Source organism: Pseudomonas sp. LBUM1660 (genome assembly GCF_059695935.1).
Window position 1 is genome coordinate 5,283,207 of record NZ_CP166795.1, and the last position, 22,173, is coordinate 5,305,379.

General features: G+C 59.5%; 25 protein-coding genes and 1 pseudogene. 14 read left to right on the top strand and 12 right to left on the bottom strand.

The features are described from left to right. Positions 1-137 precede the first annotated feature (137 nt). Positions 138-626, top strand: coding sequence for a hypothetical protein (locus ACA068_RS24450; protein WP_497305374.1), 489 nt, complete (start codon positions 138-140; stop codon positions 624-626). A 42-nt stretch (positions 627-668) separates the two neighbouring features. Here ACA068_RS24450 and ACA068_RS24455 read toward each other — a convergent pair whose 3' ends face one another. Beyond that, positions 669-1,487 (bottom strand): M48 family metallopeptidase, encoded by an 819-nt coding sequence (locus tag ACA068_RS24455; RefSeq protein WP_497305375.1) that lies wholly within the window; start codon positions 1,485-1,487, stop codon positions 669-671. A gap of 1,362 nt (positions 1,488-2,849) precedes the next feature. Between ACA068_RS24455 and ACA068_RS24460 the strand changes: the two are divergent. Beyond that, positions 2,850-3,047, top strand: a pseudogene (locus tag ACA068_RS24460) (HAMP domain-containing protein); the annotation flags it as partial. 111 nt (positions 3,048-3,158) lie between these two features. Continuing rightward, the gene (locus ACA068_RS24465) at positions 3,159-3,902 is read left to right on the top strand and encodes a methyl-accepting chemotaxis protein (RefSeq protein ID WP_370693218.1); all 744 of its coding nucleotides are present in this window, start codon (positions 3,159-3,161) and stop codon (positions 3,900-3,902) included. A 142-nt stretch (positions 3,903-4,044) separates the two neighbouring features. Here ACA068_RS24465 and ACA068_RS24470 read toward each other — a convergent pair whose 3' ends face one another. Genes ACA068_RS24470 through ACA068_RS24480 form a run of 3 tightly spaced genes read right to left on the bottom strand, consistent with a single transcriptional unit; the run spans position 4,045 to position 5,156 of the window. After that, positions 4,045-4,668, bottom strand: a complete 624-nt coding sequence (locus tag ACA068_RS24470) for an SOS response-associated peptidase (RefSeq protein ID WP_497305376.1) — start codon at positions 4,666-4,668, stop codon at positions 4,045-4,047. 35 nt (positions 4,669-4,703) lie between these two features. Continuing rightward, positions 4,704-4,964 (bottom strand): putative signal transducing protein, encoded by a 261-nt coding sequence (locus ACA068_RS24475; RefSeq protein WP_010458208.1) that lies wholly within the window; start codon positions 4,962-4,964, stop codon positions 4,704-4,706. A 9-nt stretch (positions 4,965-4,973) separates the two neighbouring features. Next, positions 4,974-5,156 (bottom strand): CPXCG motif-containing cysteine-rich protein, encoded by a 183-nt coding sequence (locus ACA068_RS24480; RefSeq protein WP_214378625.1) that lies wholly within the window; start codon positions 5,154-5,156, stop codon positions 4,974-4,976. A 139-nt stretch (positions 5,157-5,295) separates the two neighbouring features. On the opposite strand from ACA068_RS24480, the gene ACA068_RS24485 reads away from it, so the two are divergent. Continuing rightward, complete coding sequence (locus ACA068_RS24485; RefSeq protein WP_497305378.1) at positions 5,296-6,462, top strand: 1-acyl-sn-glycerol-3-phosphate acyltransferase; 1,167 nt, start codon at positions 5,296-5,298, stop codon at positions 6,460-6,462. 89 nt (positions 6,463-6,551) lie between these two features. Here the strand turns inward: ACA068_RS24485 and ACA068_RS24490 are convergent, their stop codons facing one another. Next, on the bottom strand, positions 6,552-6,830 hold the full coding sequence (locus ACA068_RS24490; protein ID WP_497305380.1) for a hypothetical protein: 279 nt from the start codon (positions 6,828-6,830) through the stop codon (positions 6,552-6,554). A 192-nt stretch (positions 6,831-7,022) separates the two neighbouring features. On the opposite strand from ACA068_RS24490, the gene ACA068_RS24495 reads away from it, so the two are divergent. Then, a complete protein-coding gene (locus tag ACA068_RS24495) occupies positions 7,023-7,229 on the top strand; it encodes a hypothetical protein (RefSeq protein WP_010458215.1) in 207 nt (68 codons plus the stop codon). 181 nt (positions 7,230-7,410) lie between these two features. Here the strand turns inward: ACA068_RS24495 and ACA068_RS24500 are convergent, their stop codons facing one another. Next, a complete protein-coding gene (locus tag ACA068_RS24500) occupies positions 7,411-7,995 on the bottom strand; it encodes a YajG family lipoprotein (protein WP_109634763.1) in 585 nt (194 codons plus the stop codon). A 205-nt stretch (positions 7,996-8,200) separates the two neighbouring features. Between ACA068_RS24500 and ACA068_RS24505 the strand changes: the two genes are divergently transcribed. Together ACA068_RS24505 and mqo are read left to right on the top strand one after the other, a co-directional pair. Further along, positions 8,201-8,434 (top strand): hypothetical protein, encoded by a 234-nt coding sequence (locus tag ACA068_RS24505; RefSeq protein ID WP_497305382.1) that lies wholly within the window; start codon positions 8,201-8,203, stop codon positions 8,432-8,434. Between the two features lie 739 nt (positions 8,435-9,173). Next, complete coding sequence (mqo, locus tag ACA068_RS24510; RefSeq protein WP_497305384.1) at positions 9,174-10,682, top strand: malate dehydrogenase (quinone); 1,509 nt, start codon at positions 9,174-9,176, stop codon at positions 10,680-10,682. A gap of 96 nt (positions 10,683-10,778) precedes the next feature. Here mqo and ACA068_RS24515 read toward each other — a convergent pair whose 3' ends face one another. Then, a complete protein-coding gene (locus tag ACA068_RS24515) occupies positions 10,779-11,066 on the bottom strand; it encodes a PA4642 family protein (protein ID WP_010458223.1) in 288 nt (95 codons plus the stop codon). 63 nt (positions 11,067-11,129) lie between these two features. Beyond that, positions 11,130-11,615, bottom strand: coding sequence for a hypothetical protein (locus ACA068_RS24520; RefSeq protein ID WP_497305386.1), 486 nt, complete (start codon positions 11,613-11,615; stop codon positions 11,130-11,132). A 151-nt stretch (positions 11,616-11,766) separates the two neighbouring features. On the opposite strand from ACA068_RS24520, the gene dauA reads away from it, so the two are divergent. Further along, positions 11,767-13,488: a C4-dicarboxylic acid transporter DauA gene (dauA, locus tag ACA068_RS24525; RefSeq protein ID WP_497305388.1), complete on the top strand. Its 1,722-nt coding sequence runs from the start codon at positions 11,767-11,769 to the stop codon at positions 13,486-13,488. A gap of 9 nt (positions 13,489-13,497) precedes the next feature. Here dauA and ACA068_RS24530 read toward each other — a convergent pair whose 3' ends face one another. Both ACA068_RS24530 and ACA068_RS24535 read right to left on the bottom strand, forming a co-directional pair. Continuing rightward, positions 13,498-13,971 (bottom strand): WbuC family cupin fold metalloprotein, encoded by a 474-nt coding sequence (locus ACA068_RS24530; protein ID WP_497305390.1) that lies wholly within the window; start codon positions 13,969-13,971, stop codon positions 13,498-13,500. A 3-nt stretch (positions 13,972-13,974) separates the two neighbouring features. Continuing rightward, on the bottom strand, positions 13,975-14,532 hold the full coding sequence (locus ACA068_RS24535; protein WP_219094372.1) for a hypoxanthine-guanine phosphoribosyltransferase: 558 nt from the start codon (positions 14,530-14,532) through the stop codon (positions 13,975-13,977). 165 nt (positions 14,533-14,697) lie between these two features. Between ACA068_RS24535 and upp the strand changes: the two genes are divergently transcribed. Next, on the top strand, positions 14,698-15,336 hold the full coding sequence (upp, locus tag ACA068_RS24540; RefSeq protein WP_010458234.1) for a uracil phosphoribosyltransferase: 639 nt from the start codon (positions 14,698-14,700) through the stop codon (positions 15,334-15,336). A 2-nt stretch (positions 15,337-15,338) separates the two neighbouring features. Further along, positions 15,339-16,613, top strand: a complete 1,275-nt coding sequence (locus ACA068_RS24545; RefSeq protein ID WP_131059474.1) for a uracil-xanthine permease family protein — start codon at positions 15,339-15,341, stop codon at positions 16,611-16,613. 104 nt (positions 16,614-16,717) lie between these two features. On the opposite strand, the gene hemH is transcribed toward ACA068_RS24545, so the two are convergent. Beyond that, the gene (gene hemH / locus ACA068_RS24550) at positions 16,718-17,743 is read right to left on the bottom strand and encodes a ferrochelatase (RefSeq protein WP_497305392.1); all 1,026 of its coding nucleotides are present in this window, start codon (positions 17,741-17,743) and stop codon (positions 16,718-16,720) included. Positions 17,744-17,756: 13 nt separating this feature from the next. Then, the gene (locus ACA068_RS24555) at positions 17,757-18,659 is read right to left on the bottom strand and encodes a TIGR01777 family oxidoreductase (protein ID WP_497305394.1); all 903 of its coding nucleotides are present in this window, start codon (positions 18,657-18,659) and stop codon (positions 17,757-17,759) included. 196 nt (positions 18,660-18,855) lie between these two features. On the opposite strand from ACA068_RS24555, the gene ACA068_RS24560 reads away from it, so the two are divergent. The 4 genes from ACA068_RS24560 to ACA068_RS24575 all read left to right on the top strand — a co-directional run bounded on the left by ACA068_RS24560 (position 18,856) and on the right by ACA068_RS24575 (position 22,173). Continuing rightward, positions 18,856-19,842: an NAD(P)/FAD-dependent oxidoreductase gene (locus tag ACA068_RS24560; protein WP_497305396.1), complete on the top strand. Its 987-nt coding sequence runs from the start codon at positions 18,856-18,858 to the stop codon at positions 19,840-19,842. Next, the gene (locus tag ACA068_RS24565) at positions 19,839-20,054 is read left to right on the top strand and encodes a TIGR02450 family Trp-rich protein (RefSeq protein WP_497305398.1); all 216 of its coding nucleotides are present in this window, start codon (positions 19,839-19,841) and stop codon (positions 20,052-20,054) included. The genes ACA068_RS24560 and ACA068_RS24565 overlap by 4 nt, the downstream gene beginning before the upstream one ends. A 215-nt stretch (positions 20,055-20,269) precedes the next feature. After that, positions 20,270-21,232 (top strand): YbgA family protein, encoded by a 963-nt coding sequence (locus tag ACA068_RS24570; protein WP_497305400.1) that lies wholly within the window; start codon positions 20,270-20,272, stop codon positions 21,230-21,232. Continuing rightward, positions 21,232-22,173, top strand: a complete 942-nt coding sequence (locus ACA068_RS24575; RefSeq protein WP_497305402.1) for a MerR family transcriptional regulator — start codon at positions 21,232-21,234, stop codon at positions 22,171-22,173. Before ACA068_RS24570 ends, ACA068_RS24575 begins: the two co-directional genes overlap by 1 nt.

The window sequence follows — 22,173 nt, forward strand, 5'->3', positions numbered from 1 at the left end:
TCCCGGCTCCAACTTATAGATACCCGCTATCAAAAGTCCATCGCCAATAGCTGTCAGAGTTGACAGCTATTGGCAATCAAACACGAGACTTATATTCATGGCTCCCTGATCTCGCTCCGAACACAAGGATCGTAGCCATGAACACCCCAAAGCCTGAACTCGAAGGTGTAATTATTCCCTACACGCCCTACAGCGACGCATGTGTCTATACGGCCACAGTGGATCCAATTAATCGAAAACGCGTGCGTATTCGCTTAAGTGGCCGAACTGAAAATGGTCTGAAAGAATTGGAGTCCATTGAGAGAGCTGAATTACTTTTTCAGAACGACGGAGGCTACATGTCCACCTCCAACGAGTACGGCAGTGATTCATCAGAAAGCTATTACTGGACTTTTCCTCCAAAAGGCGTGGCGTCTCACTTCACCATTTCGGATGGTGCAGGGAATCCATTCAGGATTACCTTCGAAAAGAAGGACTCGAAGTATTTCGAGTTTGAGTGCGAATTCTTTGCCGTATTCGGGGAAAAATATGATTACAACCCGAACGGCAATTACATATTCATTGATTATTTAATGCGTGACGTGAATGCCCGGATGAAGGATCACTTCACGAAGTCAGACAAGTAAGTAAATAAAGGCGCTCCTGTCCAACAAGAGCGCCTTTCTTCATCAGGATCTCGGCGCTTTCTCGTACAACGGCATCACCTTGGGAATCGCCGCCTGCAACGAAGCAATCCGGCTGGAAGAAGCCGGGTGAGTGCTCAAGAACTCGGGGGGCGCGCCTTCCGAGGCCTTGCTCATCTTGTTCCACAGGGTGATCGCGGCATTCGGGTTGTAACCGGCACGGGCCGCCAGTTCGAGGCCGATCAGGTCCGCCTCGTTTTCATTGCCACGACTGTTGGGCAAGGTCATGCCGTATTTCGCCACGGTGTCCGCCAGGGCGAGGCTGTCCTGCCCAAGGCCGAGCAACGCACCTGCGCCCTGCTTGGCCATCTCCACGCCGTATGCCTTGGACATCGCTTCACGACCGTGCTCGCGCAGGGCATGGGCGATTTCATGGCCCATGATCGCGGCGATTTCATCGTCGGTGAGTTGCAGTTTGTCGATCAACCCCGTGTAGAAAATGATCTTGCCGCCAGGCCCGCAGTTGGCGTTGAGCTCGTCGCTCTTGATCAGGTTGACTTCCCATTTCCACTGGGCCGAATCCGGACGGAAAACGGGCGCCTGGGCAATCAGCCGATCGGCAATCAGCTGGACGCGTTTGGCGTCGTTACTGGTCTTGTCCAGCACGCCTTTGGTGCTCGCCTCTCCAACAGTCTTTTGGTAAGACTGGGCGTACATCTGGTTGACTTCGTCGGTGGACAACATGCTGAACATGTACTGCTTACGCTCAACGCCCACGGCCCCACCGCTGGTGGTATTGACCGACTGACAACCGGCCAGCAGCAAACCTGCGCTCAGCGCACACACAACCAATGTCTTGTTCATCAAAAAACTCCCTGAAAACATGGTGCGTATCCTAGGCGGGGAACTGTATCCACACCAGATACAACTGACGTGTAGACGCTCATTTCAGATAAAGCTCTCATTGCCGTAGGAAAAAATTCACATAACGACGCCCGCCATGGCCGACACCGGCCCGCAATGATCCATTTGCGACATCCAACGCTCCAAAACAGCCATATCGCCCAACTCCGCTCATGGCCCTCCGCCCCTCTGCCGATACACCACCGCAGACGTTCTCTTGCGTGCGGAGCACCCATGAAATTCAAGTCGATCCAGTTTTCCGTGGCGGCCCTCGCCGGCGCCATCGTTCTTAGCGTAGTCGCCGCGCTGGTGCTGTACGCACTGTTTTCCGGCGCCCGGACGCAAGACATGGTCCAGGAGCGGACCCAGGCGCAATTCGAGCAAGTCATCGAGCAGCGCCTGACCTCTCTGGCGCAAACCCAGGTCAGCCAGATCCAGCGCGAACTCGAAGCGCCGCTACTGATCGCCGGCGGCCTGGTGCGGGTCAACGCGCTGATCGGTACGCCGGGCGCCGATGGTCAGCCGACCTTGAGCCTGAGCCGGGAGCAGTTGATCAGCCTGATCAAGGAAAACGTGGTCAAGAACCCGAAAATTCTCGGCACCTATATAGGCTGGGAAAAAGACGCGCTCGACCACAACGATGCGGCCTACGTCGACACCAAGGTGGTCGGCATCGACGCCAGCAACGGGCGCTTCCTGCCGTGGTGGTTCCGCAACGAGGACGGCACCCTGGGCCTGGACAAACTGGTGGACGTCGACGACCAGAAAACCCTGTCCACCGGCGTGCGCGCCAGCGAGTACTACCTGTGCTCGAAGGAAACAAAAAAATCCTGCGTGATCGATCCGGCGCCCTACAAGGTCGGCGACAAGATCGTCATGCTCGCCTCGTTTATTGAACCGATCATGCTCAACGGAGCCTTCCAGGGCATCGTCGGCGCCGACCTGTCGGTGAACTTCATCCAGGAAATGTTGCTGGGGGCGAATCAGAAACTGTACAGCGGCGCAGGGGAAATGGCGCTGATCGGCGGTAACGGCCGGATCGTTGCCTACACCAAGGACCCGAGCAAATTCGGCGAGAAGGTCAGCGACATCCTCGACAGCAAGCAGATCGCCAACATGGCCAACCTCAAGCGCGGCGAAGTGACCTACACCGTCGACAAGGCCCAGGGCCGGATCGAGTTGTACCTGCCCTTCGGCATCGGCCAGACCGATGCGCGCTGGACCCTCATGCTGCAACTGCCGCTGAACGCCGTGATGGCCGACCTGCAAAAACTGCAGGGCGACCTGGACGTTCAACGCAAATCCGACACCTTCGGCATGGCCATGGTGGGTTTGTTGATCGCCGGTATCGGCTTGCTGGTGATCTGGCTGGTGGGCCACGGCATCGCCCGCCCGCTCAAGCAAATGGTGGCGATGCTCGACGATATCGCCAAAGGCGAAGGCGACCTCACGCGCCGCCTGACCAGCGACCGCGCTGATGAACTGGGCTCGATTGCCAAAGGCTTCAACACGTTCCTGGCCAAGCTACAGGCGATGATCACCCAGGTCGTGACCTCGGTGCAGAGCGTCAGCGATTCTTCGGAACACACCGCCGATATCGCCATCCGCACCAACATCGGTGTGCAAAAGCAAATGGCCGAGATCGATCAAGTGGCCACGGCGGTGCATGAAATGACCGCCACCGCCCAGGACGTGGCACGCAACGCGACCCAAGCCGCACAAGCCGCCAGCCATGCCGATCAGGCAGCGGCCCAGGGCATGCAGATCGTGCGCGACACGTCGAATTCGATTGGCGTCCTGGCAATTGAAATCGGCAAGGCTGTCGGCGTGGTGCAGACCCTGGCCAAGGACAGCGAGAACATCAACGCGATCCTGACCGCCATTCGCGGGATCGCCGAGCAGACCAACTTGCTGGCCTTGAACGCGGCAATTGAAGCGGCCCGCGCGGGCGAACAGGGCCGCGGTTTTGCAGTCGTGGCCGATGAAGTGCGCAACCTGGCGCAGAAAACCCAGAAGGCCACGGAAGAAATCCAGACCATGATCCAACAGCTGCAACAAGGCACCCGCGATGTGGTGCGGGTGATGGAGGACAGCCAGAACCGTACGGACGAAAGCGTGCAACATGCGGCGAAAGCGGCTGAAGCGCTGGAGACCATTACTCAGGCGGTGTCGGTGATCAATGACATGAACACGCAGATTGCCAGTGCGGCCGAAGAGCAGAGCGCGGTGGCGGATGACATCAACCGGAACGTGATCAACATCGGGCAAGTGGCCAATGAAGTGGCGGGCGGGGCGGATGAATCGAGCGCGGCCAGTGCGGATTTGACCAAGCTTGCTGAGCAGCAGCGGCGGTTGATCAATCAGTTCAAGGTTTAGGAATCGCCGGAAGGTCCTGCGGACCTTATCGCGAGCAGGCTCACTCCTACAGTGGATCTCTGTTGTTCATAAATAATGTGTTCACTGGAGATCCAAATGTGGGAGTGAGCCTGCTCGCGATGGCGTCAGCGCAAGCGCCGAGTCAGCCCGGGGTCAAACACTCCGGCCCATTGAGCTTCGGATCATTCACCAGATTCGCCAACACCCGCTCGCGCAACGCCGCGGGCTCACTGGCCAGCAACCCTTGCAATACATGCAGCGGCGTCTCGGGATCGAGCCATGCTTGCTGCCCTGCCTCATCCAGAATCAACGGCCGACGCTGACTCGCCGCCGGTTGCGTGATCACTGCCGTGCTCAGCCACACCTGCTCCTGCACCGGATACGCTTCCCAGATCGCCGCAAAAAACAAGGTCGAGCCTTCCCCCGGCGTCAGCCAATACGGGCGCTTGCGGGTCGTGCCACGCCATTCGTAAAAACCGTTGGCCGGCAGCAGGCAACGGCGTTCGCGCAAGGCCTGGCGAAACATCGGTTGTTCGGCAACGGTTTCGGCCCGGGCATGGGCCGGGGTGCGGGAAAGATCGGTCAGCCACGGCGGCGTCAAACCCCAACGCGCCCGCGCCAACTCACGCTGGGCGTCTGTGCCGGCACGCAGCATCAGCACCGAATCGTTGGGAGAAATATTCCACTGGGCCTGCTGATCGGCGGGGAAGCCAGGCAGGGCCGCGAAGGCGGGGTTCCAGCGAAACAGGGCATAACGTCCGCACATGGGGCAACACGACTCTCAATAAAACGAACGCCAGCCTAACAGACCAGCGTGCCGGGAAAACTGTCCGGTTCATCACCCGGCAGTGGCAGCGCGGCATTGTACGCGGTGATCAGCTCGCGGGCATATTCGGCCTGGTCGTTATCCACCGACAAGCCCAGCAGGCCATAGATTGGCAGTTCACCGGTCCCGCCGATTAAATCGCGGCCCACCAGATGCGCCTCGATGCCCTCGCTGGCCAGCATGCCTTGCAGCAACTCACCTTCCATCAAGTTTTCCGGCTCGTAGATTCGCTGCATAGACGCCCCTTACTCATTTTCGCTGAACACTTCGAGGTGCCATTCCTCTCCGTCAACCTGCAACACAAACGTTATCGGCCGACAGCACACCTGACAGTCCTCGATATAGGTCTGATCGCCCCCGGACAGGTCCACCGTCGTCTCGACCTCTTCACCACAATACGGACATTCATACTGCGCAGTTTCCAGCATCGCGGTCTCCCAGGTGACTTGTGCGTATAATCGCCGGTCTATTTGCAGGGCTATTTTTGTCTGGCTACCTTTTCAGACCGTGCCCCGTTGGTTTTCGATCAAAACCTTTACTTACCCTAGCCGTTTCTAACAAGAGAGCATGATGGGCGAATTCGATGCCATCCGACCTTACAATGACAGCGAAGTCCCTGCGGTGCTGGACCGACTGCTCGGCGACAAGGCGTTTCTAGATATCCTCATCCACTTCCGCTTCCCGCGCTTTGCCGGTGCCTTTGGCTGGGCGCTCAAACCTCTTATAGCTCATCGGCTGCGCCGTGAGTTCGCCGGCGTCACCTCGGTAGCCACGCTGCAGGATAAAGTCGAGATGTATGTCGACCACACCATTGAACGGGCCACGGACGGTGTGACGTACACCGGCGTCGAGCAGTTCAAGTCCGGCAGCGCCTACCTGTTCATCGCCAACCACCGTGACATTGTGATGGACCCGGCCTTCGTCAATTACGCCGTGTACCACGCTGGCCTGCCGACACCGCGTATCGCGATCGGCGACAACCTGCTGCAAAAGCCCTTCGTCAGCGATTTGATGCGCCTGAACAAGAGCTTCATCGTGCACCGTTCGATCTCCGGGCGTCGCGAGAAGATGGCGGCGTATCAGCTGCTGTCGGCCTACATCAACCACTCGATCCGCAACGATTGCGCCTCCATCTGGATCGCCCAGGCCGAAGGCCGGGCCAAGGACGGCGACGACCGCACCGAGTCGGCGATCCTGAAGATGTTCCACATGAGCCGCAAGGACGAGCCGTTCGGCGAAGTCATCCGCTCGCTTAACGTCAGCCCCGTCTCGATCAGCTACGAATACGACCCGTGCGACCAGGCCAAGGCTCGCGAGCTGTTCATCCGCGCCACCAGCGGCAGCTACTCCAAAGTCCCGGGCGAGGACGACGTCAGCATTGCCAAGGGCATCACCGGCTACAAGGGCCGGGTGCACGTAAACTTCGCCGCGCCGATCACCGAGCTGTTCGACGACACCAAGCAGTTGGCGATCGAGATGGACCGGCAGATCCTCGGCGGCTACCGGTTATTCCCGGTGCATTACCTGGCTTACGCCCAGTGGAAAGACACCGATCCGCAATTGCAGGTGCCGAAGGCCGCCGAGGTGTTTGCGGCCGACGAACTGGCCCAGGCCCAGGAAGAATGGCAACGTCGTCTGGAGGCTTGCCCTGAGGAACATCGTCCGTATCTGGTTCTGCAATATGCAACGCCGGTGCGTAATCAGTACCGGGTCAAGGCTGGTTTGCCGCTGTAATTGGGCTGGATAAAACACGGCGCCCTGTGGCGAGGGGATTTATCCCCTCGCCACAAAGCCCCCTCGCCACAGGGGTCTGCGCTGGAGATTCAGAAGCGCGTGCTGATCCACGACACCAGCAACGCCAGCCCCAGGCAGGCGAAGCCAAAGCGGTAGAAGAACCGGTTCATGCGCAAGGTGGCCCAATCCAGGATGGGCTCTTCGTTCGGGCGGCTTTGACGCTGGGCGACCAGGCTGGCCATGGCGCGTTGTTCACGGCGCCGAGTGGCATGCAGCAGCCAACTGCCCGGAAAGGCCAACAGCAAGGCCAGCAGGTTGATCAACTTGGCGGGATGCTGGGTGAACAGCGAAATCAAATGCAACGACATCACGGACCTCGGCAAAACAGGTGTGGCAGACGCCGAACCGGCGACTGCGGCGCGGATTCTACCGAAAGCCTGCCCCCCTGCCCTGCCTTTCCGACAAATAACGAACCATCTGACCAAATGCTGCCCTGTGTCACGGCTCCGTCATCTGAATACGCCAGTCTGGCGGCCCTCGAAACCGACACGGAAACCGTCATGCTGCACGCCGAAAACCAGGACCGCCTCTACCTCATCGCCCAGAGTGACGAACAACAAAATCTCGTGGGAAGCCTCGCCTTTAACGTTCAGGACCGCCACTGGCTGGTTTATTGCGCATTGGGTGGGCATCAACATGCGGATTTGCCGGAGACGGATTTGCTGACGGGCGTGAGTGTGCTGGATTTCTACTCCCAAGCTGCCTGACCCCACCAGCCCCTGTAGGAGCGAGGCTTGCCCGCGAAGACGGCGGAACATCCAACGGTGATGTTGCCTGACACAACGCGTTCGCGGGCAAGCCTCGCTCCTACAGGTGATCGGTAATCAGCAGGCATGAAAAAGCCCGGGGCCATTGCTGGCTCCGGGCTTTTTTTGAATCTCGCGAAGGTTACTCGCTGAGAATCTGACCAATCGTCGGGTCCTTGAACAGACGCGTCAACGCATCGCTCAAGACATCACTGACCAACTTGGTGTTGGTTTCCTGATTTGGCGCCATGCCGAAACGCTGGTCCAGGGATGCGCCGTAACGGCCGCTGTAGCGACGGTTGGCGTTCTGCACATCCGAGCGGAAGGTTGCGCCGATGGTCGCTTCAGTCACGTACATGCCCTCTTTAGGCGACTGATACTTCAGCTCGGCCAGGGTCACGGTCAACTGCGGAGCATTCAGCGCATTCGACGTCGGGGTGAAGCCCAGCAACCGCACGGCGGCCTCGGCCTGAGCCTGCAACTTCGGCAGGATCTGCGCGCCCTGCACGGTGATCGCGCTGGTCTCGGGGTACAAGCCACCACGGGTGCCCAGGGTTGGCGACGGACGACCGTCCACCACACGCACCACCACCGGCTGACCACGGCCGACCGGCGCCAGCTGAGTCGTCAACTTGGGTTCAGGGTTCAGTTGTTGCGGGCTGTGGGCGCAGCCGACGAGGGTCAAACTGGTCACAGTGATCAAACCGAACAACAGGCGTTGCAACATGCTCTTCTCTCCAGAATCAGGCACAAACAGGCCCGCAGTATAGCGGTGGGCCACTGCGGGTAACTAGCACCTCACAGTGAATACTGAAATGTCTGACAAACCCTTGGGAAACCGGTTCCTGTCACACATCTGTCACCGCCCATACACTTGCACGTCACGGCTCGCTGGCAATCTTCTCAGTAGGTCACCCACAAGGTACTTCGCCATGCGTTATCTCATCTCGCTGTTCGCTCCACGCCCGCTGCACCGCAGCTTTGCCCTGCTCGACCGCAATGGCCATTGCCAGGCGTTCAAGCAGTGCAGCCTCCAGCCGATGGGCGATGGCTGGGTCGAAATCGAAGAAATCCGCCTCAACTGGCTGCACCATCCGCTGCCCCCGAGCGCCCGTGTCAACCAGCGCCAGCCACGTGCACGGGTGCAACATCTGTTGACCACCTGACCAGACGCCTAATTAAAGTCATTAAACACGTCCATTTCCCTGCGTTTCTTAGATACAATCTCCCCCCGATTATAAGGACGTCTCCTGATCGGGCCTCGCAGCATCGTCAATGCTTCGGTATTGGCACCCCGCACCGCCCACAGAGAGCCGCCCACACAGATCGAGTGAAGCTGGCGCGCTTGCTGTTCCTTGAGCAAAAACCCCACTTTTCGCGAATCTGCAGAGCTGTCATTACGCTCGGTCACTGAGCTGTTTGCCCGTTTTGCCTGTCATGTACCCCATGGCGGCAATCCATCCGGGCACGGTGCCAGGCTGTGACAGCCCTTTTTTGAGGTTCACGTCTTCAAAAGAGCGTGAAAAAAACGGGTTTTCACAACTTCACAAGAGTGTGGCGAGCAAATGAATAGTTTTGCGTCTGAACATGCACCATTAGCGTCTGAAACAGCCCAACGACACAGGACCGAGTGCTCCTCGAACACCGGAGCCTGAAGCCTGTCCGCTACGGATTTGGTTGCACAAACGGATGTCTCGACCATAAGTCGAATTGCCAGCCGCGCGCAGAGATGAGTTCATGTAACTCTTTTGTCCCGGCCGCATGCATCCGTCGAAGTTGCGAAAAATTGCGAAGATTCGGACATGGCGACACTGGCCATGGGTACTTGGGGCATCACTGACACGCCCCGGAACGCTTGGCAGCCATGCCGACAATTTGGTGCTGCAGATTTTGGAGACGCGTTAAATGGCGCATAACGAAGCAGTCGATGTAGTACTGGTTGGGGCCGGCATCATGAGTGCCACCCTTGCCGTACTGCTCAAAGAACTCGACCCCGCGATCAAGCTGGAAGTCGTCGAGCTGATGGATTCCGGTGCCGCGGAGAGTTCGAATCCGTGGAACAACGCCGGTACCGGTCACGCCGGGCTGTGTGAGCTCAATTACACCCCGCAGGCCGCCGACGGCAGCGTCGACATCAAGAAAGCCGTGCACATCAACACTCAGTTTGAAGTGTCGAAGCAGTTCTGGTCCTACCTGACCAAAAAAGGCACGTTCGGCTCCTGCAAGACGTTCATCAGCCCGGTGCCGCACCTGAGCTTCGTGCAGGGCAATGATGGCGTTTCCTTCCTCAAGGAACGCTTCAAGACCCTGAGCAAGCACCACGCCTTCTCGGACATGGAATACACCGAAGACAAGGCCACCATGGCCGAGTGGATGCCGTTGATGATGCCGGGCCGGCCAGCCGACGAAGTCGTCGCCGCCACCCGCGTGATGAACGGCACCGACGTCAATTTCGGCGCCCTGACCAATCAATTGCTCAAGCACCTGACCAGCGCACCCGATGCCCAGGTCAAGTACTGCAAGCGCGTGACTGGCCTCAAGCGTAATGGCAGCGGCTGGACCGTCAGCATCAAGGACGTCAACAGCGGTAACTCCCGTGAAGTCGACGCCAGGTTCGTCTTCCTCGGCGCTGGCGGCGCGGCACTGCCGCTGTTGCAGGCGTCGGGCATCGAGGAAAGCAAAGGCTTCGGCGGCTTCCCGATCAGCGGCCAGTGGCTGCGTTGCGACAACCCGGAAGTGGTCAAGCATCACCAGGCCAAGGTCTACAGCCAGGCAGCGGTGGGTTCGCCACCGATGTCGGTGCCGCACCTGGACACCCGCGTGGTCGATGGCAAGAAGTCCCTGCTGTTCGGACCTTACGCCGGTTTCACCACCAAGTTCCTCAAGCATGGCTCCTTCATGGACCTGCCGATGTCGGTTCGCGCCGGCAACATCGGCCCGATGCTGGCCGTGGCGAAAAACAACATGGACCTGACCAAGTACCTGGTCAGCGAAGTGATGCAGTCGATGGAGCAGCGCCTGGATTCCCTGCGTCGCTTCTACCCTGAGGCGAAAGCCGAAGACTGGCGCCTGGAAGTGGCCGGCCAACGGGTGCAGATCATCAAGAAGGATCCGAAAAAGGGCGGCGTTCTGCAGTTCGGTACCGAACTGGTCGCGGCCAAGGACGGTTCCCTTGCCGCCCTGCTCGGCGCGTCGCCAGGTGCCTCGGTGACCGTTTCGATCATGCTTGAGCTGATCGAAAAATGCTTCCCGAACAAAGCCTCTGGTGAATGGTCTGCCAAACTGGCGGAAATCTTCCCGGCTCGGGAAAAGGTTCTGGAGACCGACGCTGCGCTGTATCGCAAGATCAATGCGCACAACAACGTCGCGCTGGAACTGGTTGAAGCCAGTAGCGAGACCGAAAGCTACGCTTGATTCGGTCCCATAAAAAACGCCCCGTTCTCAGTGAGAGCGGGGCGTTTTTTTTAGGGCGCTGAAATCATCTTTGTGGCGAGTTCCTCCCAGAAAGGATCAGCCGCGCGCCTTGGCGATCAACTCGATGTACTCGGCGGCATTGCGCTGATCCTTGATCAGGGCGACGAAGTCATTGCCGTGCTCATCCTTGCCATCCAGGTCCAGACCGGCTGCGACGAAGAACGTCAGAAAACGCTCGAAATCATCGATGCGCAGGCCACGGTAGGCCTTGATCAGCTTGTGCAGGGACGGCGAAGTGGCGTCGACCGGCTCGAAATCGAGAAACAACTTGATCTGCTCATCGCCGATCTCGTCACCAATCACTTGCTTCTTATCTTTACGCATTGCCGACTCCAGCTCGCAGACATTTCACGGGGCGGGCAGTTTACCCCTGCCCGGGCACAAGGCTCAACGCGGACGAACAGCGCCCGTGTGCAGATCAGCCCAGACATGGCCGTTGGCGTAGCTGAGGAACTGGCAATACACCGTGTCATTGCGCAACAGGTCGATCACCACCCGGTACTGCGCCATCGGGTAAAACAGCGTCAGGGTTTTGCTTTTTTCGTCGTAGATCGGCTTTTTAAGGCTTTTGCTTTCGCCATCGAAGTTGACCAACACCTGGTTGATGGTCGCGCCCTTGTTCAAGGATTTGCCCTTGAGACGGATCAACACCGGCGACGTGACCGGAATCGGCTGTTGATTGGACTGACGCTGGCTGCCGACCACCACCGAATATTCGGTGACCTGCAACAGCTGTTGCTGCTCGGGCTCCGCGTCACGCAGGGTCAGGTCGTCGGGCGGCAGGAACTGCGCGTGCATCGGCGCCGGGGCGGCCGCCAGAGGCAGGCTGAGGGTCAGCAACAGGGCGGCGCAGCTGCGGATCAAAAGGCTCATGACGGGCTCCGAAGGCGAGGCCAGGCACTCTAGCATGAGGATCAACCGCGCGAATTGGCGATATAGGTCAATACTTCGCAGTACGAGGCTGGCCATGCTGGACGAGCTTTCAGCCGTCGTTCAACAGTGCTTCGTCTTCTAGGGAGTGTTCATGACGTTCTCCGTCCCCCCGTTGTTTGCGGCCTGGCGTCAGACCTGGCGCGCCGGCTACACCCTCAGGCGCTTACGCGGCGACATCAGTGCCGGGGTGACGGTAGGGATTATCGCCATCCCGTTGGCCATGGCCCTGGCGATTGCCGTGGGTGTACCGCCCCAGCAAGGGTTGTATACGGTACTGATCGCTGCGCCCCTGATCGCCCTGACAGGCGGTTCGCGTTTCAATGTCAGTGGGCCGACCGCCGCGTTCGTAGTCATTCTGCTGCCCATCACCCAACAATATGGCCTGGGCGGCCTGCTGCTTTGCACCATGCTTGCCGGCGTCATCCTCATTGCCATGGGGCTGATTCGAGCCGGGCGGTTGATTCAGTACATTCCGTACCCGGTCACCCTGGGCTTTACCGCCGGGATCGGCATTGTCATTGCCACCCTGCAATTGAAGGATTTGCTGGGCCTGAACACCGCCGGCCAGGCAGAACACTACATCGAACAGCTGGGCGTATTGATTCTGGCGTTGCCCAGCGCCCGGCTAGGGGACGGGATCATCGGCCTCACCTGCCTGGCCGTTCTGATTGTCTGGCCACGTTGGGTGCCGAGGATTCCGGGGCATCTGGTGGCGCTGACCATCGGCGCGCTCCTGGGGTTGGCGCTGGAGCACGGCGGGCTGGCGGTGGCGACATTGGGTGAGCGTTTCAGCTATATGGTCGACGGCGTCAGCCATCCCGGCATTCCGCCGTTCCTGCCAAGCTTCGATTGGCCTTGGAATCTACCCGGCCCCGACGGCCAGCCGCTGCACCTGTCTTACGATTTGATCCGTCAGTTACTGGCGCCGGCGTTCGCCATTGCCATGCTCGGCGCCATTGAATCCTTGTTGTGTGCGGTGGTGGCGGATGGCATGACCGGCAGCAAACACGACCCCAACGCAGAACTGCTGGGCCAGGGCCTGGGCAACCTGATCGCACCGTTGTTCGGTGGCATTACCGCCACGGCGGCCATTGCCCGAAGTGCCACCAACGTGCGCAGCGGAGCCTTTTCGCCACTGGCCGCCATTATTCATAGCGCCGTGGTGCTGATGGCAATACTCGTCCTCGCACCGCTTTTCAGCTACTTGCCGATGGCTGCACTGGCCGCTTTGCTGATCATGGTGGCGTGGAACATGAGCGAGGCCCGGCACGTGCTCCATACCTTGCGCATCGCGCCTCGCAGCGATGTGCTGGTCTTGCTGACCTGCCTGAGCCTGACGGTGTTGTTCGACATGGTGATGGCCGTCGCCGTCGGCCTGCTGCTGGCCGCCGGGTTATTTATCAAACGCATGAGCGATCTCACCGACACCGCCGAACTGCCCCGCGCCTTCCATCAGGCCTTGCAGGACATGCCGGAGCATGTTCGTTGCTATGCGATACGCGGGCCGCTGTTCTTCGGCGCTGCTGAAAAAGCCCTGGGGGTGCTACGCAAATTCAACCCGGAGGTCAAAGTGGTGATCGTCGAGATGAGCGCCGTGCCGATGCTGGACATGACAGCGCTGGTGGCCTTCGACAATATCCTGAGGGATTACCGCACGGACGGCATCGGCCTGATTCTGGTGGCGACCGCTCCAAGGGTGCGCCTGAAGCTCAGACGCGCGGGCATCCATCGGGAACAGCGTCAGTTGGCCTACGTGAACAACCTGGAACAGGCGCGTCGCAAAAGCGAACGCTGGCTGGCCGGGGAAAATTGAGCGCACGGCTCAATCAAACTGCGCGCGCATCCACGCCTGATACTCGGCCACACCAGGCTCGCCTTCGCGTGGCGCCCACGGAGCAAGCTCACCCTCACCGACCGGGCGATAAGGGCCGGCTTTGCACTCGAACATCACGCTATCGGCTTCCAGCACGACCAGGCCATGGAACACGCCGTGAGGAAGATCGACGCCCACCGATTCGCCAGCCGCTTGCAGAACGCTCGTGTGGATAACGCCTCCAGACTCATCAAAAATCAACAGGCCGAGACGCCCCCGCAGCACCAACAGCGTTTCCGCCTTGTCATCACTCAGGTGCCGATGAGGGGGAATATACGTACTTGGCTGCAAACCCACGGCCATGCGATGGCACGGCTCTTCCATCCGATGAAAGTTGTGATGCTGGCGCCCGCGCGGATTGGCCGCAGCCTTCTCGGCCAACTCAGTGAACAGTGTTTGATCAAGAAAGCTCGGCGTGGCCAATGATTACATTCCTTTAACAGCAAAAATCCCGTTGGCGTTACGCCAGTAGCCTTTGTAGTCCATGCCGTAACCGAAAATATAACGGTCGATGCACGGCAGGCCGACGAAATCGGCTTTCAGGTCCGGGCGAGCCTTGCGGTCGTGGTCCTTGTCGATCAGCACGGCGGTGTGCACTTTGCGCGCGCCAGCGTGTTTGCAGTAGTCGATGATTGCGCCCAGGGTATGACCTTCATCGAGGATGTCGTCGATGATCAGCACGTCGCGGTCGAGGAACGAAACTTCCGGCTTGGCTTTCCAGAACAGGTCGCCGCCGCTGGTTTCGTTGCGATAACGGGTGGCGTGCAGGTAGGACGCTTCCAGCGGGAAGTGCAGATGGGTGAGCAGCTTGCCGGCGAAAATCAGGCCGCCGTTCATCACACAGAACACCACCGGATTGCTGTCAGCCAGTTGTTCGTTGATGTGTGCACCGACGCGGGCGATGGCCGCCTCGACTTCAGCTTCGGTGTACAGGCAGTCAGCCTCTCGCATGATTTGACGGATATGCTCGAGATCAGCGGACATGGCGCTCTCCAGGGGGGGGACTGATTAAGGAAAAGCGGGCAAAGGTACGCATCCCGCACGGCCAGATCAAGCGTTTGTGGACTAACGTACTGTATGTCTATAGGACAACACCCTCGGATAGATTAATCTAAGCCGGTTTTTTTGCCCGCCGCCGGAGCCTTTCCCATGCCCATCCTCGAGATCCGCCATCCGCTGATCCGTCATAAACTCGGCCTCATGCGCCGCGCCGACATTAGCACGAAGAATTTCCGTGAGCTCGCTCAGGAAGTCGGCGCCCTGCTGACCTATGAAGCCACCAAAGACCTGCCGCTGGAAACCTACGACATCGAAGGTTGGTGCGGCACCGTGTCGGTGGAGAAAATCGCCGGCAAGAAAATCACCGTGGTGCCGATCCTGCGCGCCGGCATCGGCATGCTCGAAGGCGTACTGAGCCTGATCCCGGGCGCCAAAGTCAGTGCCGTCGGCGTGGCCCGCAACGAACAAACCCTGCAGGCCCATACGTATCTGGAAAAACTGGTTCCGGAAATCAATGAACGCCTGGCAATGATCATCGACCCGATGCTCGCCACCGGCAGCTCCATGGTCGCCACCATCGACCTGCTGAAAAAGGCTGGTTGCCGCGACATCCGCGCCATGGTGCTGGTTGCCGCGCCGGAAGGCATCGCCGCAGTGGGCAAAGCGCACCCGGACGTGATGATCTACACCGCCTCCATTGATGAAAAACTCAACGAACACGGTTACATCATCCCAGGCCTTGGCGATGCCGGTGACAAGATCTTCGGCACCAAGCAGAAGGACGCTTGAGCATGCAGCAAGAGTTCAACGATCCGCTCTGGCGCACGGTGCTGTCTGGCGCACAGATGCTGTTCGTGGCCTTCGGCGCCCTGGTATTGATGCCGCTGATTACCGGCCTCGACCCGAACGTGGCGCTGTTTACCGCAGGTCTGGGGACGATTTTGTTCCAGATCGTCACCGGGCGTCAGGTGCCGGTGTTCCTGGCGTCGAGCTTTGCCTTCATCACCCCGATCATTCTCGCCAAGGGCCAGTTCGGCCTCGCGGCAACCATGGGCGGCGTGATGGCGGCGGGTTTCGTTTACACCTTCCTCGGCCTGGCCGTGAAGATCAAAGGCACCGGTTTCATCGACCGCCTGCTGCCACCGGTGGTGATTGGTCCGGTGATCATCTCCATCGGCCTGGCCATGGCGCCGATTGCCGCCAACATGGCGATGGGCAAGGCTGGCGATGGCACCGAGCTGATTCATTACCAGACCGCCATGCTGATTTCGATGCCGGCATTGCTGACCACCCTGATCGTCGCAGTGTTCGGTAAAGGCATTTTCCGCCTGGTGCCGATCATTTCCGGCGTGCTGGTCGGTTTTGCCATGGCGTTCTACTTCGGCGTCGTCGATACCGCGAAGATTGCCGCGGCACCGTGGTTTGCGATTCCGCACTTCACCGCGCCGGAGTTCAACTGGCAGGCGATTCTGTTCATCGTTCCGGTAGCCCTGGCGCCGGCCATCGAGCACATCGGCGGGGTGATTGCCGTCGGCAGCGTGACCGGCCGCGATTACCTGAAGAAGCCCGGCCTGCATCGCACCCTGCTCGGCGACGGCATTGCCACCACCGCAGCCGGGCTGTTCGGCGGCCCACCCAACACCACCTACGCCGAAGTGACGGGCGCGGTGATGCTGACCAAAAACTACAACCCGAAAATCATGACCTGGGCGGCGATCTTTGCCATCAGCCTGGCGTTCGTCGGCAAGTTCGGCGCACTCCTGCAAAGCATCCCGGTGCCGGTGATGGGCGGGATTCTGTGCCTGTTGTTTGGCTCGATCGCGGCGGTGGGGATGAACACGCTGATTCGCCACAAGATCGACCTGGGCGAGGCGCGCAACCTGGTGATTGTCTCGGTGACGCTGGTATTCGGGATTGGCGGTGTGCTGGTCGGCACCGGCACCGGCCCCGACGACTTCGGCCTCAAAGGCATCGCGCTATGCGCGGTGGTGGCGATCGGGCTGAATCTGTTGCTGCCGGGCAATGACAGCTGGAAGCACAAGAAGGCGGATGAGCCGTTGTTGTAGTCAGCCTTGAGAATGCCTTCGCGGGCAAGCCTCGCTCCTACAGAATTGCGTCGTTTTGTTGAGCGACACACAACCTGTAGGAGCGAGGCTTGCCCGCGAAGCTTCTAAAGCGCCAGCGGCGCTCGTTCACACAAGGCACTCAACGCCCGCGCCCACTGCGGATCATCGTTGAGACACGGCACCAGCACCAATTCCTCGCCCCCCGCCTCGCGGAACAATTCCTTGCCGCGATCACCGATCTCCTCAAGCGTCTCGATGCAATCGGCAACAAACGCCGGGCACATGACCAGGACTTTCTTCACGCCCATCCCGGCCAATTCATCGAGGCGCGCCTCGGTGTAGGGTTCAATCCATTTTGCTCGACCCAGACGCGACTGGAACGACACTGACCACTTGCCATCCGCCAGCCCCATGCGCTTGGCAAACTCCGACGCCGTGCGCAGGCATTGGGCTCGGTAGCAGGTCGCCAATACCTCTGGCGAAGCGTTCAGACAGCAATTCTCGCCTTTGAAGCAATGGTGACCGGTAGGGTCGATCTTGGTCAGGTGCCGCTCTGGCAAACCGTGAAAGCTCAGCAGCAAGTGATCGTAATCCTGCTGCAAATAAGGCTTCGCGCTGGCCACCAACGCATCGAGGTACTCCGGCTGATCGTAGAACGGCTGGAGAATCGAAAACTGCACGTCGAGCTGCTTCTCGCGCACTACCCGCTTGGCTTCCTCAATCACCGTGGTCACGGTGCTGTCGGCGAACTGTGGATAAAGCGGCGCAAGGGTGATGTTTTTGTGGCCCTGAGCCGCCAGCTGGACCAGTTTCGTCTCAATCGACGGCTCGCCATAACGCATCGCCAGCTCTACCGGCCCGTGGCTCCACTGAGCAGTCATGGCCTGCTGCAGGCGACGGCTGAGCACCACCAGCGGCGAGCCCTCCTCCCACCAGATCGACGCGTAGGCGTGGGCGGACTGCTCCGGGCGCTTGATCAGGATCAGCGACACCAATAAGCGTCGCACCGGCCATGGCAGGTCGATCACGTAGGGATCCATCAGAAATTGGTTGAGGTAACTGCGCACATCCGCCACTGATGTGGAGGCAGGCGAACCCAGGTTAACCAGAAGCAACGCGTGATCGGTCATGCAACGTCCTATTTCAGAGGCGGCTGGACAGGTCGTCCAGGGCCGCGCGCAAATCAGTGAACTGGAACGTGAAACCCGCTTCCAGCAAGCGCTCCGGTACAGCCTTCTGGCCGCCCAGCAACAACAGTGACAACTCGCCCAGGCACACTTTCAAGGCCAGGGCCGGCATCGGCATGAACGCCGGGCGGTGCAGCACACCGCCCAATGTCTTGGCGAACTCGCGGTTGCGCACCGGTTTAGGCGCGCAGGCATTATATGGACCGCTCGCGTCATTGCGATGCAGAAGAAAATCAATCAGGGCGATTTGATCGTTGATATGAATCCAGGGCATCCACTGCCGACCACTACCCAAAGGCCCGCCCAGCCCCAGTTTGAACGGCAGCAACAGCCGCGACAAAAAGCCGCCTTCGGCGGACAACACCAGGCCGGTTCGAATCAGAACCACCCGAACCCCCATGGCCTCGGCGCGCTGAGCGGTTTCTTCCCAGGCAATGCACAACTGACTGGCGAAATCATCGATGGACGGCGGAGACGCTTCGGTCAGCTCCCGCTCGCCACTGTCGCCGTACCAGCCAATGGCAGAACCCGAGATCAACACCTGCGGTTTCTGCTCGCGGCTTTCGAGCCAGGCCAGCAAGGTTTCGGTCAGGGTGATGCGACTGCTCCAGAGTAAGGCTTTGCGTCTGGTGGTCCATGGCCGGTCGGCAATGGGTGCGCCCGCCAGGTTGATAATCGCATCAACTGGCTCTTGCCCGAGGTCTTCCAGCAACGCGACGCCGCGAACCTGGGCACCACAAATGTTCGCGACTTTTTCCGGTGTGCGGCTCAAGACGGTCAGGCGATGTCCCTGGCTCAACCAGTGTCGGCAGAGTTGACGTCCTATCAAACCAGTACCGCCGGTCAGCAATATGTGCATGACTTCTTCCTCGCGTGGCGTTTTACCCTGATCACTAGTCTATTTTTATAAGCAGGGATCTTTGGTATCGGGCAGTGTCTGTGTTTAACAATAGGCCAAGCTGTCAGATCGAGAACGCTAAAAGTTATACCAAAAAACAATATTGTACAGGTTTAAACCACGGCGTAGTCTGTACAGAAAGGTAAACGAGGCCCCTATGACTGTACCCATCGCAATCATCGGCACCGGCATCGCCGGGCTCTCAGCCGCGCAGGCCCTGACGGAAGTCGGGCACATCGTTCAACTTTTCGATAAAAGCCGCGGCAGTGGCGGACGCATGTCGAGCAAGCGCAGCGATGCGGGTGCCCTGGACATGGGCGCGCAGTATTTCACTGCCCGCGACCGTCGCTTCGTCACCGAGGTCCAGCGTTGGCAATCCAACGGCTGGGTCGCCGAGTGGACGCCACAGCTCTACACCTTCCAAGGCGGCCAGCTCAACCTGTCACCGGACGAACAGACACGCTGGGTCGGCACGCCGCGCATGAGCGCGATCACCCGTGGCCTGCTTGGCGATCTGGAAGTGCATTTCGCCTGCCGGATCACCGAGGTGTATCGCGGTGAAGAACACTGGCATCTGCAAGACGCCGAAGGCTTCACCCATGGTCCGTTCAGTCACGTGGTGATCGCTACGCCGGCGCCTCAAGCCACGGCATTGCTGGCCTCCGCACCGAAACTCGCCGGGGCCGCCGCCGGGGTGAAAATGGAGCCGACCTGGGCGGTAGCGCTGGCATTCGATACGCCGCTGGATACCCCCTTGGAAGGTTGCTTCGTGCAGGACAGCCCGCTCGACTGGCTGGCGCGCAACCGCAGCAAACCCGGGCGCGACAACACCCTGGACACGTGGGTGCTGCATGCGACCAGCGCCTGGAGCCGGCAACATATCGACCTGCCCAAGGAGGCGGTGATCGAGCAACTGCACGGTGCGTTTGCAGAACTGTTGCACAGTGCCATGCCCGCCCCGACCTTCAGCCTCGCGCACCGCTGGCTCTATGCGCGGCCTGCCAGCAGTCACGAATGGGGCGCCCTGGCCGATGCCGACCTGGGCCTGTATGTGTGCGGCGACTGGTGCTTGTCCGGGCGTGTCGAAGGCGCCTGGCTCAGTGGCCAGGAAGCTGCACGACGGTTGCATGAGCACTTGCAGTGAATAGAATCAATCCGAGTAAATTGCTGCTGTCAAAATGGACAGCAGCCCACCCGCAAAACCGCGAAAAACATTTTCTGGTGACCGAGTTGTTCCGCGATGAGGAAGGCACGGTGCTGGAAGTCGAGTTGCAGGCGGTGCTGACCCAGCGCAGTGAGCGTCTCCCCTGGCAGTCCCTGAAAGATAGCGACGGCTGGATACTCGGCTGGAAGTAGATCCTGTGGGAGCGAGCCTGCTCGCGAATGCGGTGTGTCAGCCCCCCATGTATTGCCTGATCCACCGCTATCGCGAGCAGGCTCGCTCCCACAAGGGAATGCATCTCTTTCGAAAACTTATACAAATAATTTGACTTGTACACCTTTGAATCTATGATAAAGACAAAGTTGTACGGAGCCACAACTCTGTACAGGTATGGATTCGAGGTGTTCCGATGCATGCACAGCCAACGACTCTACCGAAAATCGCCATCAGCGCCTGCTTGATGGGGGCCGAGGTGCGTTTCAACGGTGGGCACAAGGAATCGCGCCTGTGCAGCCGAACCCTCACCGACTATTTCGAGTTCCTACCGGTGTGTCCGGAAGTCGCCATTGGCCTGGGTATCCCTCGCGAACCGATCCGCCTGATCGGCGACCCCGAACATCCCGAAGCCGTCGGCACCGTCAACCCCGACACCAACGTCACCCGGCCGCTCGCCGAGTACGGTCAGAAAATGGCCGCTGAGCTGGACGATATCTGCGGCTACATCTTCATGCAGAAATCCCCTTCCTGTGGCCTCGACCGGGTCAAGGTCTACCACGCCAACGGAGCGCCGGTGGAGGGCGGTGGACGCGGCATCTACGCCCAGGCGTTCTGCGCCCTGCACCCCGACTTGCCGGTGGAAGAAGATGGCCGCCTTAACGACCCGGTACTGCGCGAAAACTTCTTGACCCGCGTGTTCGCCTACAGCGCCTGGCAACAGTTACTGCAGGAAGGGATAACGCGACGCGGCCTCACGGAGTTTCACTCGCGCTACAAATACCTGCTGATGGCCCATAACCCGGTGCAGTACAAAATCCTGGGCAATCTGCTGGGCAATATGGGTCAGACCGATCCTGCGGAACTCGGCCCGCGCTATTTCAGCGAGCTGATGGCGGCATTGAAGAAATGCGCCACGCGGCGCACCCACACCAACGTTCTGCAACACATCAGCGGTTATCTCAAGCAAGTCATCAGCCCTGAAGACAAGCAGGAAATGCAGCACGTCATTGGCCAATACCGGCAAGGCATCGTGCCGCTGGTGGTGCCACTGATGCTGCTCAAACACTACTTCCGCCAACACCCGGATCCTTACATCGCGCAGCAGGTTTACCTTCAGCCGCACCCGGAAAACCTCAGCCTGCGAAACGCAATCTAATGAAAAGCCCAATCGACACCAGCGCCAGCGAAGACCTTGGCGCCGACTTCAAGAAAGCCCTGGACGAAGGCTGGTTGCCAATTCGCGAAGTGGCGCGCCAGACCGGCGTGAACGCCGTGACCCTGCGTGCCTGGGAAAGACGTTACGGGCTGATCGTGCCCCAGCGCACGCCCAAGGGGCATCGCCTGTTCTCTGCCGAACACGTGCAACGGATTTTGACCATCCTCACCTGGCTCAATCGCGGCGTAGCCGTCAGTCAGATCAAGCAGCTGCTCGACACGCCCCAGGCCGTTACCGAAACCCTCTCAAACGATTGGCAGGTGCTGGGCCAGACGCTGTTGCAAGCGGTGACCCAACTCAATGAGCGCACGCTGGATGACACCGTCAATCAAGCCATGGCGCTGTATCCGCCCCGCACGTTGTGCGAACAACTGCTGATACCGTTGCTGGCGGAACTGGAACAACGCTGGCAGGGCCAGTTCGGCGCGCAGATGGAGCGGGTGTTTTTCTTTTCCTGGTTGCGCAGCAAATTCGGCGCACGTATCTACCATAACAACCGTCAGCTACGCACTGCGCCATTGCTGTTGATCAACCACTCGGACCTGCCACTGGAACCTTGCCTGTGGCTGACCGCGTGGCTGATCAGCAGCGCCGATTGCCCGGTGGAAGTGTTCGACTGGCCGCTGCCGACGGGCGAACTCGCGCTGGCGGTCGATCACCTGCAAGCCCGCGGCGTACTGCTGTACTCCAGCAAAGCCATGAACATTTCGCAGCTGTTGAAACTTTTGAATGGTGTCAGTTGCCCAAAAATGATTGCCGGACCAACGGTATGCATCCACCACGCTGAGCTGTCCGTAAGAACTTCCGAAATCACTGATTTGTTCCTGGCTGAAGACCCGCTTTCGGCTCATCAGGAACTGGTCAAGCGTGGGCTTATTTAA

Excerpts from the sequence above, each read along its gene's own strand:
- ACA068_RS24560 (WP_497305396.1), top strand. The coding sequence starts at position 18,856 with ATGACTGTACCCATCGCAATCATCGGCACCGGCATCGCCGGGCTCTCA.
- ACA068_RS24535 (WP_219094372.1), bottom strand. The coding sequence starts at position 14,532 with ATGTCCGCTGATCTCGAGCATATCCGTCAAATCATGCGAGAGGCTGAC.
- ACA068_RS24575 (WP_497305402.1), top strand. The coding sequence starts at position 21,232 with ATGAAAAGCCCAATCGACACCAGCGCCAGCGAAGACCTTGGCGCCGAC.
- ACA068_RS24570 (WP_497305400.1), top strand. The coding sequence starts at position 20,270 with ATGCATGCACAGCCAACGACTCTACCGAAAATCGCCATCAGCGCCTGC.
- ACA068_RS24520 (WP_497305386.1), bottom strand. The coding sequence starts at position 11,615 with ATGAGCCTTTTGATCCGCAGCTGCGCCGCCCTGTTGCTGACCCTCAGC.
- ACA068_RS24495 (WP_010458215.1), top strand. The coding sequence starts at position 7,023 with ATGCTGCACGCCGAAAACCAGGACCGCCTCTACCTCATCGCCCAGAGT.
- dauA (WP_497305388.1), top strand. The coding sequence starts at position 11,767 with ATGACGTTCTCCGTCCCCCCGTTGTTTGCGGCCTGGCGTCAGACCTGG.
- ACA068_RS24465 (WP_370693218.1), top strand. The coding sequence starts at position 3,159 with ATGGCCGAGATCGATCAAGTGGCCACGGCGGTGCATGAAATGACCGCC.
- ACA068_RS24475 (WP_010458208.1), bottom strand. The coding sequence starts at position 4,964 with ATGCAGCGAATCTACGAGCCGGAAAACTTGATGGAAGGTGAGTTGCTG.
- ACA068_RS24515 (WP_010458223.1), bottom strand. The coding sequence starts at position 11,066 with ATGCGTAAAGATAAGAAGCAAGTGATTGGTGACGAGATCGGCGATGAG.
- ACA068_RS24450 (WP_497305374.1), top strand. The coding sequence starts at position 138 with ATGAACACCCCAAAGCCTGAACTCGAAGGTGTAATTATTCCCTACACG.
- ACA068_RS24490 (WP_497305380.1), bottom strand. The coding sequence starts at position 6,830 with ATGTCGTTGCATTTGATTTCGCTGTTCACCCAGCATCCCGCCAAGTTG.
- ACA068_RS24485 (WP_497305378.1), top strand. The coding sequence starts at position 5,296 with ATGATGGGCGAATTCGATGCCATCCGACCTTACAATGACAGCGAAGTC.
- ACA068_RS24480 (WP_214378625.1), bottom strand. The coding sequence starts at position 5,156 with ATGCTGGAAACTGCGCAGTATGAATGTCCGTATTGTGGTGAAGAGGTC.
- ACA068_RS24455 (WP_497305375.1), bottom strand. The coding sequence starts at position 1,487 with ATGAACAAGACATTGGTTGTGTGTGCGCTGAGCGCAGGTTTGCTGCTG.
- ACA068_RS24470 (WP_497305376.1), bottom strand. The coding sequence starts at position 4,668 with ATGTGCGGACGTTATGCCCTGTTTCGCTGGAACCCCGCCTTCGCGGCC.
- ACA068_RS24555 (WP_497305394.1), bottom strand. The coding sequence starts at position 18,659 with ATGCACATATTGCTGACCGGCGGTACTGGTTTGATAGGACGTCAACTC.
- hemH (WP_497305392.1), bottom strand. The coding sequence starts at position 17,743 with ATGACCGATCACGCGTTGCTTCTGGTTAACCTGGGTTCGCCTGCCTCC.
- ACA068_RS24505 (WP_497305382.1), top strand. The coding sequence starts at position 8,201 with ATGCGTTATCTCATCTCGCTGTTCGCTCCACGCCCGCTGCACCGCAGC.
- ACA068_RS24500 (WP_109634763.1), bottom strand. The coding sequence starts at position 7,995 with ATGTTGCAACGCCTGTTGTTCGGTTTGATCACTGTGACCAGTTTGACC.
- upp (WP_010458234.1), top strand. The coding sequence starts at position 14,698 with ATGCCCATCCTCGAGATCCGCCATCCGCTGATCCGTCATAAACTCGGC.
- ACA068_RS24545 (WP_131059474.1), top strand. The coding sequence starts at position 15,339 with ATGCAGCAAGAGTTCAACGATCCGCTCTGGCGCACGGTGCTGTCTGGC.
- mqo (WP_497305384.1), top strand. The coding sequence starts at position 9,174 with ATGGCGCATAACGAAGCAGTCGATGTAGTACTGGTTGGGGCCGGCATC.